Annotated in this window: 11 protein-coding genes; 3 read left to right on the top strand and 8 right to left on the bottom strand. The window is 44.7% G+C overall.

The window, feature by feature from the left end; genetic code table 11:
* Positions 1-146: 146 nt before the first annotated feature.
* Entirely contained in the window at positions 147-404 is a 258-nt protein-coding gene (locus RH85_RS07235) for a hypothetical protein (protein WP_006711558.1), read from the top strand.
* A gap of 135 nt (positions 405-539) precedes the next feature.
* Here the strand turns inward: RH85_RS07235 and RH85_RS23155 are convergent, their stop codons facing one another.
* The 4 genes from RH85_RS23155 to zwf all read right to left on the bottom strand — a co-directional run bounded on the left by RH85_RS23155 (position 540) and on the right by zwf (position 4,684).
* The gene (locus RH85_RS23155; protein WP_006711557.1) at positions 540-695 is read right to left on the bottom strand and encodes a hypothetical protein; all 156 of its coding nucleotides are present in this window, start codon (positions 693-695) and stop codon (positions 540-542) included.
* 273 nt (positions 696-968) lie between these two features.
* On the bottom strand, positions 969-2,417 hold the full coding sequence (gnd, locus tag RH85_RS07230) for a decarboxylating NADP(+)-dependent phosphogluconate dehydrogenase (RefSeq protein WP_006711556.1): 1,449 nt from the start codon (positions 2,415-2,417) through the stop codon (positions 969-971).
* Between the two features lie 51 nt (positions 2,418-2,468).
* Entirely contained in the window at positions 2,469-3,185 is a 717-nt protein-coding gene (gene pgl, locus RH85_RS07225) for a 6-phosphogluconolactonase (protein ID WP_006711555.1), read from the bottom strand.
* Entirely contained in the window at positions 3,182-4,684 is a 1,503-nt protein-coding gene (zwf, locus tag RH85_RS07220) for a glucose-6-phosphate dehydrogenase (protein ID WP_006711554.1), read from the bottom strand. Before zwf ends, pgl begins: the two co-directional genes overlap by 4 nt.
* A 531-nt stretch (positions 4,685-5,215) precedes the next feature.
* Here zwf and RH85_RS07215 point away from each other — a divergent pair.
* Both RH85_RS07215 and RH85_RS07210 read left to right on the top strand, forming a co-directional pair.
* A complete protein-coding gene (locus RH85_RS07215; RefSeq protein ID WP_006711553.1) occupies positions 5,216-5,602 on the top strand; it encodes a cytochrome b562 in 387 nt (128 codons plus the stop codon).
* A gap of 251 nt (positions 5,603-5,853) precedes the next feature.
* A complete protein-coding gene (locus RH85_RS07210; protein ID WP_006711552.1) occupies positions 5,854-6,519 on the top strand; it encodes a Qnr family pentapeptide repeat protein in 666 nt (221 codons plus the stop codon).
* A gap of 89 nt (positions 6,520-6,608) precedes the next feature.
* On the opposite strand, the gene msrB is transcribed toward RH85_RS07210, so the two are convergent.
* The 4 genes from msrB to RH85_RS07190 form a co-directional block, all read right to left on the bottom strand.
* Complete coding sequence (gene msrB, locus RH85_RS07205) at positions 6,609-7,745, bottom strand: peptide-methionine (R)-S-oxide reductase MsrB (protein ID WP_006711551.1); 1,137 nt, start codon at positions 7,743-7,745, stop codon at positions 6,609-6,611.
* 159 nt (positions 7,746-7,904) lie between these two features.
* A complete protein-coding gene (locus tag RH85_RS07200) occupies positions 7,905-9,665 on the bottom strand; it encodes a formate--tetrahydrofolate ligase (protein WP_006711550.1) in 1,761 nt (586 codons plus the stop codon).
* Between the two features lie 343 nt (positions 9,666-10,008).
* Complete coding sequence (locus tag RH85_RS07195) at positions 10,009-10,194, bottom strand: hypothetical protein (protein WP_006711549.1); 186 nt, start codon at positions 10,192-10,194, stop codon at positions 10,009-10,011.
* A 38-nt stretch (positions 10,195-10,232) separates the two neighbouring features.
* On the bottom strand, positions 10,233-12,590 hold the full coding sequence (locus RH85_RS07190) for a fatty acid cis/trans isomerase (protein ID WP_006711548.1): 2,358 nt from the start codon (positions 12,588-12,590) through the stop codon (positions 10,233-10,235).
* Between the last annotated feature and the right edge of the window lie 107 nt (positions 12,591-12,697).

Below are 12,697 nucleotides of genomic sequence, written 5' to 3'. Positions count from 1 at the left end.
ATTTATTGGCGCAGTAATCTCTCTTTGAATCTGGGGGTGTTTTATGCTTGTTTTGTCGCCACAATGACGGTTGAGCGCTAAATTATCGCTAGCGTGAAACAAAAGTCGAGAATAGAATTTGGTTTTTACTTTATCGTTACTGATTTATGAATAAAGCGACTTTTTTCGCTGTAATGACGGCATGTATTGGCTTGAGTCTATTTGTCTCTATTTTTAGTGCTGGTACCCCTATGTCTCTCCTTCAAATGCCGGTTGAAGCTTTACATGGACTCGCGTTTACTTTTGCGTGGGGGCTAGGTTTTCCTCAGTATCTTGCCTATTTAGCGGCAATCTTAGTTTTGGTCGCGGTGGCTTATACTTGTTATCTAATAGGTAAAAAAATCGCGAAGCTAATTTGGCGCTAGTTGCTTGCTGGATTAAAAAGACAAAGCCCAACTAGAGAGTTGGGCTTTGTCTTATTTGGTCGTTGCCATACTTTGTCAGTACACCATATGGAGCCTAACAGTGCCATTAAGCAAGCTTATTCTGTTCAGTTGGCATTAATCATCACTGAGTAATTGACCTTCATGTTGAGCTTGCTTCACTAACGCTTGGCGCTGTGCTTCCTTCTCTGACATTAGCGGTGGCGATGATGGTTGTGTTTGTTCTGGGATTTCGTTTTCAGGGACATACACAAAGCGGGTATTAATTGTCATGTGAACCTCAATAGATCGTGTTCGCCATCCTGGTGTTTGTTAACCGAGCAAATCTTTCGTCGGCAAATGATGCATTTGGAGAATAGGGTAGCGACGTAGGTTTCGCCTCATCCATACACTATTTATTATAGGCGTAGAACTTAGGATGATCTCATTTCGCAGAGCGGACTCTCAACGGTAAGTGATCAAAAAAAGCCGATAGCAAGGCTACCGGCTTTAAATCAATCTGCTGTTAACTCGATTCCAATCTATATGGACGAGTTCTTTCAGTGATTAAACGTCGTAAGTTGTAGACGCAGTGTTACCGCCTGTACCAGTCCAGTTGGTGTGGAAGAACTCACCACGTGGACGATCGATACGCTCATAAGTGTGCGCGCCGAAGTAATCGCGCTGTGCTTGTAGCAAATTCGCAGGTAGACGAGCGGTCGTGTAACCATCTAGGAAGGTTAGTGCCGAAGTCATACATGGCATTGGGATGCCCACTTCCATTGATTTCGCTGCCACTTTACGCCATGCGCTCATACAGTTGTCTAGGATACCTTTGAAGTAAGCATCTGATCCTAGGAATGCGATTTCTGGGTTTGCATCAAATGCATCACGGATGTTACCTAGGAATGCAGAACGGATGATACAACCACCGCGCCACATAAGGGCTACGTTACCGTAGTTTAGGTCCCAACCATTCTCGTTTGATGCTTCACGCATCAGCATAAAGCCTTGTGCGTAAGAGATGATTTTAGAAGCCAGTAGCGCTTGACGTAGTGCGTCAACCCACTCTTGCTTATCACCTTCAACTGGCGTGATGGTTTTTGCAAACAGTTGTTCAGCTTCAACACGTTGGTCTTTCAGTGCTGATAGGCAACGAGCAAATACAGATTCAGTGATTAGCGTTAGCGGGATACCCATGTCTAGCGCATTGATACCAGTCCATTTACCGGTGCCTTTTTGGCCAGCAGTGTCTAGGATTTTCTCAACCAGCGCTTCACCATCTTCATCTTTGTAGCCAAGGATGTCGGCGGTGATTTCTACTAGGTAGCTGTCTAGTTCAGTGGTATTCCACTCTGCGAACACTTTTTGCATATCGTCAGCAGATAGACCTAGGCCATCTTTCATGAACTGGTATGCTTCCGTGATCAACTGCATGTCACCGTATTCGATGCCGTTGTGAACCATTTTAACGAAGTGACCAGCACCATCATTACCAACCCAATCACAACAAGGCTCACCAGCGTCTGTTTTTGCTGAGATGCCTTGGAAGATAGGCTTAACGGCTTCCCAAGCTTCAGGAGCGCCGCCTGGCATGATTGAAGGACCAAAACGAGCACCTTCTTCACCACCAGATACGCCAGTACCGATAAAGTGAATGCCTTTCTCGCGAAGCGCAGCAACGCGACGGTTAGTGTCAGGGAAGTTAGTGTTACCACCATCAATGATGATGTCGCCTTTGTCTAGTAGTGGTACTAGCTTATCGATGAAGATATCAACCACATCACCCGCACGCACCATCAGCATGATTTTACGTGGTGACTCTAGCTTCTCTACCAGTTCTTCCAGCGAGTATGCGCCAACGATGTTGGTGTCTTTTGCAGGGCCTGCTAGGAACTCGTCTACTTTTTCAGTAGAACGGTTGTGCGCAACCACTTTAAAACCGTGGTCGTTCATGTTTAGGATAAGGTTTTGACCCATTACAGCAAGGCCGATTACACCGATATCACCTTTCATTATTTCTCTCCAAATTACGCTAAAGGACGGGCTATTGTGCTAACGATAACGTTAAGCAATCTGCGCAGCCGCGTCTGAATCTAAGTACCACTCTGTTTCGCCAGTCGTAGACTGAATTTTTGCTGCAGGATAAGGCAGCTCAGAAGCAGGCGTGGTTGAAATTTCATTTACGATCGCAACTTTACCTGCGCCAAGCACGAGGTAGCTGATGCGTTTTGCTGCTTGCAATACTTTCGCTGTTTTCGACACGCGGATCTGACCCGATTCAGGGTGAGAGGCCAGCACCGATAGGTTTTCGTCAGCGTAGTTTGTTACACCAGGGAAGAGCGAAGCTGTATGACCATCTGCGCCAACGCCCAGCAAAATCCAATCAAATACAGGCGTGCCGTCTTCACACGGGATCACATCGGCCATCTCTTGTGCAAAGCGAGCCGCTTCTACTTGAGGCTCATCTTCTCCACGAATTCGGTGGATGTTTTCCGCTGGGATAGCCACTTGGCTAAACAGGAGTGTGTTTGCTTCACCATAGTTGCTTTCTGCATCATCCGGTGTCACACAGCGCTCATCACCCCACCAGAAGTGCAGGTTTTGCCATTGGATCGCGCTTGCGAATGGTTCGCTTGCGAGTAGTTTAAACAGCATTTTTGGCGTGCTACCACCAGATAGAGAAATATGCACAGCACGGCCTAATTCGCTGTAGGCTTGCATATCCTTCGCCAGGCTTTCAACAACCTGATCTGCCGTATCAAAGATCTTATGATTGATCATAGTTCGCAGTAATCCGTATCGGTTAGGTTTTTACAAGGGAAGCGCCAAGCGCGTCCATCGCGTTGTAATAAATCGTCGCACTCTTTTGGTCCCCACGTGCCGCAGGCATAACCAAACAGCGATTGAGGGTCTTGTTTGAAATCAAGAATCGGCTGAACGTATTTCCAACAAGCTTCTACTGCATCACTGCGTGCAAATAGAGTCGCATCACCGTTTAGGGCATCAAGCAATAAACGTTCATACGCGGTGAGCATTTGGGTTTCTTGCAAATCAGCATAATGGAAGTTCATTTTAACTTCACGGGCTTTAAAGCCAGCACCAGGCTGCTTTAGGCCGAAGCTCATTTGAATCCCTTCGTCTGGCTGAATGCGAATGATGAGTTTGTTTTCAGGCGCATCTTGACCAAAGACTGGGTGCGGCGTGTTTTTAAAGTGAATCACGACTTCTGTCACACGGGTCGGTAAACGTTTACCCGTGCGCACATAGAATGGTACACCATTCCAACGCCAGTTATTGATGTAGGCTTTAAGACCAACGTAGGTTTCAGTACGAGAATCTTCAGCAACGCCATGCTCTTCACGGTAGCCGGGTAAGTGTTGGCCACGAACATCTGAAGCGGTGTATTGACCAAGCACTAGATTGTTGCGCAGATCATTTTCTTCCAATGGCTTCAAGCATTGCAGTACTTTTGCTACTTCATCACGTATTGAATCGGCATTGATTTGTGCTGGTGGCTCCATGCCCACCATCGCTAACACTTGTAGCAGGTGGTTTTGGAACATATCACGCATCGCACCAGAGCCATCGTAGTAGCCACCACGATCTTCTACACCAAGGAATTCGGCTCCAGTGATTTCAACATAATCAATGAAGTTACGGTTCCAAAGTGGTTCAAACATCGCGTTTGAAAAACGGAACACCAATAGGTTTTGTACCGTCTCTTTACCAAGGTAATGGTCGATACGGTAGATTTGATGCTCTTGGAAGTGTTCGTGAATATCTTTGTCCAATTGACGTGCTGATGCGAGATCGTAGCCAAATGGTTTTTCTACAATAAGACGCTTCCAACCGGTTTGCTCATCATTAAGACCATGAGCGGCAAGACTTGCAGGAATGACGCTGTACAAGCTTGGTGGTGTTGCCAAGTAGAATAGGGTATTGCGCTGCTCAAACTGATACTTGTCTGCTAGCTGATCAAGGCGAACGGTCAATTTGTTGTAATCGGCAGTATCAGAAGTATTGATGGCTTGGTAGTGAAGATGATCAATAAAGGCATCCAACGTTGCTGGCTCGGTTTTCTCCATTTCTTGGAGAGAGCGCTTTAGCTTATCGCGGTATGATTCATCACTATATTCGGTACGACTAACGCCCAAAATTGCGAAATTTTCAGGCAGCTGCTTGTTCGCGTAGAGGTGGTATAAAGCAGGGATCAACTTACGATATGTTAAGTCGCCCGAAGCACCAAAAATAACGATGCTGCTGTTTTCTGGAATTACCATCATCTTTCCCTTAAAACGAGGTAGTGACTGCGTGCCTAGGTTTGGCTTTTCACTTATATAGTAGGAAAGCTACCTTATCAACGACACCTCAAAATGGATAATCGATGTTACCTATTGGATTGATAGATAAAATCGAAGCTCGTTGAGTTAACACTCAATACGGCGCTGTATTGTCTACGACAAATTGATTCACATCAACTACAGAGTGTTTAATTGCTTAATATATAACTTGTTTTTTACAGTTCGTAACCACGATGTGGTGAATTTAAGCTAAATATTCAACCAATTACTGAAATTACACTCACGTTATCGTTTTCGTGCTAATGACAGCACGTTTCTTAGTATAGAAGGGATGGACGCTAGGATGATGGTAAATGAATGGGGTTTTGAAACAATTTTATGACGAATATTACTCTGTATTAACGTTGAGGTTTAGTATCATCAGTGCAAGAAACGGACTGACTCGGCATGTTTGCACGATGGGTCACCGTATTTTCATATGCAATTAAACAATCACTTAGAGAGAGTCCCATGCTCAAACGTAGTTTACTGTTAACAATGGTCCTATTTGCCAGCCAATCATTTGCTGCTTCGTTTGATATCAAATCGGCGATGAATGAAATGAAACTCAGCTTTAAACAAGCAGCGGAGGCACAAAGTATTGAAGAGATGAGTACCGCTATGACGTCTTTCAATCAAGTGCTTGATGAGTTGCAGCAGGCTAATTACCCAGTAGAAAAACAAGCTCTCTATAATGAAGGCTTTGACCAGCTTGAGTTGGTTGTCGAAAATGTTGAGCAACAGCTTGAAAGTGGTGACCTGCAACAAGCGAAAGAACAGCTCAGAACAATAGATGATTTACGCGTGGAATTTCACGATAAACGTAACCCTAGCATCTGGAGTAAATTGTTTGGCTAAGTGCGGAACGAACTGCAAAGTATTGAGTTAACTCAATTGGCCAATTTAGCAATCCCAATTCGCCTTGAGCGTGGTAAAAATAAATTTTTCCCATCCGCGTAGACTAATAATTGAATGGCGTCATTTAGGCGCCTTACATCGCCATTTTTCACGCAAATCTCGCGTTTTTATCTTATTGATTTTTAAGGTTTTTAATTTGGTGTGATTTTATAAATGAAATGATAGCCTTGAAACAAATCAGGGAGTTATTCATGCATTACCAAGACACCGTATTTGAAAATAAGATTTTTGAAAATCACTCATTTTCTAACCAAAACTTAAGTTACGCCAAATTTATCCGCTGCAAATTTTATGGTTGTGATTTTAGCCGTGCTGAAATGGTGGAAGCGCATTTTGAGAATTGTACTTTTATTGAGCAAGGTCAAATTGAAGGGTGTGATTTCCATTACGCCAACTTGCACGATGCCAGTTTTAAGCAATGCCAACTATCAATGAATCAATTTGTGGGTAGCAATTGTTTTGGTATAGAAATGCGCGAGTGCGATTTAAAAGGTGCCAATTTTTCTCAGGCCCGTTTTGCCAATCAGATTAGCCATAACGTCTATTTTTGCTCTGCGTTTATCACCGCCTGCAATCTGTCCTATGCCAATATGGAGCGTTTGTGCATTGAAAAATGTGAGTTGTTTGAGAACCGCTGGATAGGTACGAACTTACAAGGTACTTCTTTGCAGGGATCGGATCTTAGCCGTGGGGAGTTTTCCGAAGATATTTGGAGTGGGGTGAGGATCGCCAATTGTGATCTTAGCGACAGTGATTTAGTGGGACTTGATCCAAGAAGAGTCGATGTGACTGGAGTAAAAATTGCCAGCTGGCAGCAACCTCAATTACTTGAACCATTGGGAGTCATCGTCATTTAAGTATGGTTGTCTGATGTGACACCGCTTGATACATAGCGCCTAAACAAAAAGCCCAAGTGAATTGGGCTTTTTGAGTCTTGTGGCGCGAATTAGCTATCAAATAAGTAGAGGTACTCGCCGTAGCCTTCTTTCTCCAATGCTTCTTTTGGAATAAAACGCATCGAAGCTGAATTCATACAGTAACGTAACCCGGTTGGTTCAGGGCCGTCTTTAAACACGTGGCCTAAATGGGAATCGCCAAAACGACTTCTCACTTCTTTGCGTGGGTACACTAGTTTGTAGTCCGTGGTGATAACCACAAAAGCATCATTGATTGGTTTAGTAAAGCTTGGCCAACCCGTTCCAGAACGATATTTGTCAGTTGATGAAAACAGTGGTTCACCCGTTACGACATCGACATAGATGCCCATCTCTTTGTTGTCCCAATACTCGTTATTAAATGGGCGCTCAGTACCATCTTCTTGGGTCACGTAATACTGCATTTCTGTCAATGTACGTTTGAGTTTAGCATCACTAGGCTTAGTAAAGGTTTTACCTTGAGTGAGTGCTTTGTTTTCATCAATCAGTTGGCGCAGTGTTGCTGGGTTCGTTTCTCTATCATCACCAAAAATCTGGTCTAAGTATTGGTCCCTACCGGAAGAATAGCGATAGTAGTTGTATCTGACTTTATTACGCTTGTAATAGTCTTGATGATAATCCTCTGCTGGCCAGAATTTTTCAAATTCGATCAACTCGGTTCGCAAAGGTTTGTTGAAGATGCCCAATTGGTCTATTTCGGCCATAAACTCAGTGGCAATCTGCTTTTGTTCTGCATTGTGATAGAAAACGGCAGGGCGATAGTGCGCTCCGCGGTCAACGAACGATCCTTGATTATCCGTTGGGTCAATATGACGAAAAAGCTGATCTAATACTTGTTCGTAGCTAACGATGGTAGGGTCAAACTCGACTTGAATCACTTCTATATGACCTGATTTACCCGATGATACCTGCTTATAGGTGGGATTTTCAGTTTCTCCGCCTGAGTAGCCTGACACAACATCAATGACGCCGGGTAGTTTTTCCAAATCTGACTCGGTACACCAAAAACATCCTCCAGCAAGGGTCGCAATTTCCGCCCCCGCCTTACTTGGCGAGTTTTTCATTTCACTATCAGCCCGGCCAATAAATGACGCTGCGACAAGCAACATGGCCACGATAGGCAATACCACAGATAATTTGCTCTTCATACTATCCTCATTTCGTTCACTTCCTTTATACCGATAAGAACGGCGGACGGAGCAAAAAATTGCATAGAATTCATTGAAGGTAAGTAAGATTTTGTAAATGGTAGGGCAGGACAGGCGCTTTAAATGAAAAAAAGCGAGCTATCAAGCTCGCTTTCTCAATCAACTTAATCCGATGATATTTCCATCGTCATCAAGATCCAAGTTCATAAACGCTGGTTTTTCAGGCAAACCAGGCATTGTCATGACGTTACCACACAGCGCATAGATAAAGCCGGCTCCAGCGCACAATTTAAGCTCTCGAATCGGAACATTAAAGTGAGTTGGGGCTCCTTTCACATTACCATCAGTAGAAATTGAAAGAGGCGTTTTTGCCAAACAAACCGCTAGATTATCAAACCCTTGCTTTTGATACTCCTCAAGTTGGTGGCGTGCTTGGTAACTCAGTGTCACGCTAGAAGCGCCATAACCCACTTCAGCAACAGCCATCAGTTTTTCTTCGGTTGTTTGTTCTAACTGGTAAAGTGGATTGAATTGCGGGGCAACTTGGCACTGCTGCACCACTTTCTGCGCGAGTTCTAACGTACCTTGACCACCTTTGGCAAAGCCCTCGCTAATCGCTACTTCAATGTTATTTGGCAAGGCTTCGAGCATCGCTTTGAGCTGTGCCAGTTCGCTCTCACTATCTTGCGGAAAGCGGTTGATCGCCACCACCGCAGGCACACCATATTTACTGACGTTGTTGATGTGCCATTTTAGATTTTCGAAACCCGCTTCGAGTGCTGCACTGTCATCGCTAAACAAGGAGTCGGGAATCGCTTGGCCAGGCTTTAAGTCATACAGACCTGAGTTGGCTTTCAACCCGCGTAATGTTGCCACAATAACCGCACAATCAGGTGCTTTACCAGAAATCTGCGCTTTGATATTACAGGCTTTCTCAAAGCCCATATCTGAGCCAAAACCACCTTCGGTCACAGTAAATTCAGCTAATCTAGTCGCGATGTTATCGGCGATGATCGAAGAGTTTCCGTGCGCAATGTTAGCAAATGGGCCTGCATGAATAAGCGTCGGGACACCTTCGAGTGTTTGCATTAGGGTCGGCTCAATCGCTTCACGCATACTGACTGCCATCGCCCCTGCAACTTGCAGATCTTCAGTTGTTACGGGGTCACCATCTAAAGTGTACGCAACGACGATTCGACCGATGCGAGCACGAAGATCTTTTAAATCCGAGGCTAAAGCAAGTATTGCCATTAGCTCCGATGCGGCAGAAATATCAAAGCCATCTTCACGTTCGTAGCCGTTGATGTTTTTACCTAGTTCATTTTGTCCAACCGTGACCATTCGCAAAGCTCGGTCATTGTGGTCCATGACTCGTTTCCAGACCACGCGTTTATGATCGATTTTCAGTGCTGTTAAACCACTGCGCAGCTCAAAGTCTTCATAGCCATTACGTTGTTCGTGGTAAATGCGTGCATCAATTGCTGCGGCGGCAAGGTTATGTGCGGCTGTCACGGCGTGAATGTCGCCGGTCAAGTGCAAATTGAGCTCTTCCATAGGCGCGACTTGAGAATAACCGCCACCAGCTGCTCCACCTTTTACGCCGAAGACAGGCCCCATGGAAGGTTGGCGGATACAAGCAATGACTGAACGTTGTAATTGCGCCAAACCTTGTGCAAGCCCAATGGTGGTGACGGTCTTTCCTTCACCAAGCGGAGTTGGTGTGATCGCGGTAACCAGCACTAACTTGCCACTATTACTATTGGCGGTTTGATCACTCAGACGTTTAAGGCAATTGAGCGAGACTTTCGCTTTGTATTTCCCTTGGCTATGAAATTCTTCTTTTTTTAAGCCAGCACGAATGGCAATGTCACCAATTGGTACTAAGTTCGCGCTTCGGCAAATGTTGATATCCGACAGCATAAAACCCTCAAAACTACGATATGAATAGATGGGCAAACGTTTGCGCAAGAATAATAGCGTCAAAATGTGCTTTGTAAAGGAATAGTTTGTAGCACGTTACCCATCGGAAGTGGGTAACTATGAGCGTAGCGTTAAAAATCCACAAGAAAAATCTATAGAGGGCAAAAAAAAGACCTGCCAAAAGGCAGGCCAAATCCCTGTGGAGCAGAAAAAGATAGGGGCGTCTTTTTGAGTATAAAATGGGTTATTTACCGTTAATGTTATCGGTTGAGTGGCTATGACTATTGGGATGTGGTTTCAAACAAAAAGCCCCAGGCTGGGGCTTTAAAATATGCGGTTTGACTTACCATTCATCGTCAGGGAATATTTTCCCTTCTGGCGCGTAAGGGTCATCGTCAAAAGGGTGTTCCGCTTTACTGCGAAGCCGTTCTAACTGATGCTCAAGCATGTTGACGGTATCATAGTCACCTTCAGAACAAGCCACGTAAATCTGCTGTTCGATAGTTCGTATCGTATCTTGGCTGCTCATACACACCTCCTCAAATAGGAAAGAAGCGTTATTGATTTCTACCTATTCTCAAATCTATTGTAGTCAAGTAATCCAAATTCGATCGGTTGATCTTGCTGATACCAGCGATGAACATCGTCGCTGAACGACCAAAAATCTGGGTTGCTTCGGCGAATCGAGAATGCATCCAACAACTTAACGTAATCATCGCCGTTGCGCATATTTTTCAGCATATTTACTAACGCTGGGATTTGATTCTCTTCAAGAGATAAATACGCGGCGGGGTAACTGCCGATCACCCCACGTACTAACGTGAGGGAATCATGGGCATAGTCACGGTTGCTCTCTTCGTCAAATAAGCTAGAGATGTTGGTGTGCGCATTATTGTGCAACAACGTAAACAACTGCTGATGGCCTTGGTCGCTTTCAATCATCAGCATCATGATTTGTGGGATTGGACGTAAACCAGATCCACGAATATTGTCTATTTGACGCAACAGCGCTTGGTTATCTGCGCTAAATCCTGTGTCGACGATTACATAGCGGTCGTGTAAAACGGGTTTCAGTTTTTGCTGCAAAATATCGAACAACTCTTTCTTAGGGTTGTTGGTGTGATAAGGAACCTGAGTCGGTTGATTAAACGGCTTAACGTTACGTTGTAGATAGTCACTTAGCTGCGAACTTTGGTTCTGGTACCAGCTTGATTGCTCTTTATGACGCACATCACGCGGTAGCAGGGCAACAAAGTTGCTTTCCCCTTCAAGGCGTAAAAAGTCCATAAACATACGAGTGATCAACTGATGGCCAAAGTTGCCATAAACATCAAAGCCCGCCACCAAGAGGTAGTGGATTCGTTCTAACAAGGCATAATCCAACACCCATGCGGTTTTCGGTTGCTGACCGACCATGCCTCGAACAACAGAAGCGCTGTCAAAATGTCTGAAGATCGTTAGAGCCGCATTGGGATTGCTCCCGTTACCAGTCCAAATGACATTGGTATCTAAATGCTGACCATTTTTAAAGGTTTGATTGATGAAATCCGATTTTGCTTCTAGATAACGCGCCTGTTGGCGTGAATAGGAAACCCAGTTGCTTATAGGCAGGGTATTGCTCTCCAATTCACTCGGTAATTTTAGGTTCTCTTGTTGCGAACGATAGAAAGCATCAACTTCTGGAAGATCCGATTTGTCGGGGTCCAAAAAGAATACCCAAAAATGGTCATTGATGACGTTTAAAGCGAGTTGACCACGACAAACTGGCCCTTTGATAAAGGCTGAAATCGTATTTTGAGAATTATCGAGCATAAACTTGAAACGAGCCTTCACCGGTAAGTCGTTAAAAGCCGTCATTGGGTTTGCTGCCACATCAGCATCATAGCTTGGCAGTTGCGCGACACTATATTGCTCGTTGAAAAACCAGTTTTGCCAGTCCTGCATACGTTGTTTATTCAAGGAAAAAGGCATATGTGTTTTATCTACGATCGTACCTTGTTCTGGAATCAGTCGATAATAGACCCGCGCAACTTGTGGATCGTCATATGGGCGACGAGTCGCGATACGCTTAACGGGCTCTCCGGGCGGTGTTGCAGAGCGAACCAAGGTAAAGAAGCGCGGTTTTTCCTCGTTCAGTTCAGAAAAATACAGATGCGATAGATACAGGTGCTCATAAATATAACGCGCCACCAATTGATGCTTATTACTTTCACCATTGAATAGCGATTCATAAAGATTAACCATGATTTGCTGTTCAGTGGTTAGCGGTATGGCTTTATTCATAATGGCGCCATCATTCAGCCAATTCATCAGAGTGGTGTACTCTTGATTGGACAAATTTGGCATGCCGTAAGGCATTCCCCACGTCGGGTAATCATTTTGATATTGGTCTAGCTCTTCAATCGTAGGGCAAACTTGTTCGCGATCTGTGGCGAAATCAAAACCTTCAAGCTGAACTTGGTCGGGAAGGGGGTGCTCTTCTTTTTGTACCAGCAGACGCGCGACTAAACCCGCTTCAATATTCGCAGTAGAGGTTTGATCACGTTCATTAAGGACTGGGTGAAAGCCAAGAGCACGCCACTGTTGTGTGGTATCAGCATCTTCAAAGAGACGGGTTGGCGTTGTCGCGGTTAAGCGAGTGCCTTCATAAACCAATGCCTTACTGGCGCCGCGATCGATACCTTCCACCGAACTCATCTTGAGTTGGCATGGCGCATCGTAGCAGGCGTGGCAGACCACGCAGCGATTATTGATAATGGGTTTTACGTCATCTAAAAACTGGTTACTGGCAGGGGTTCCAATGTCGGCTCTGCGTTCCCGCGCGTGCGATTCACCAAACAATTGGTCGAAGTTTAAACCGGCGTAAGTCGCACAGCCTGAAAAAATGGTCACCAGACCAATTAAAAACAATTTACGTAAACTCATGGCATATCAATGTTATTGAAACTTATAGCTAAGTATAACGACTGATTTTTAATAGGGTAGTCGAGTCTGGGTAACTGCTTAGGGTTTAAGCAAAATGGCGTAATATT

Source organism: Vibrio ichthyoenteri ATCC 700023, assembly GCF_000222605.1.
Lineage (GTDB): Bacteria > Pseudomonadota > Gammaproteobacteria > Enterobacterales > Vibrionaceae > Vibrio > Vibrio ichthyoenteri.
The sequence above is the reverse complement of the archived record's forward strand: the minus strand, read 5'-3'. Positions and strand labels throughout refer to the sequence as shown.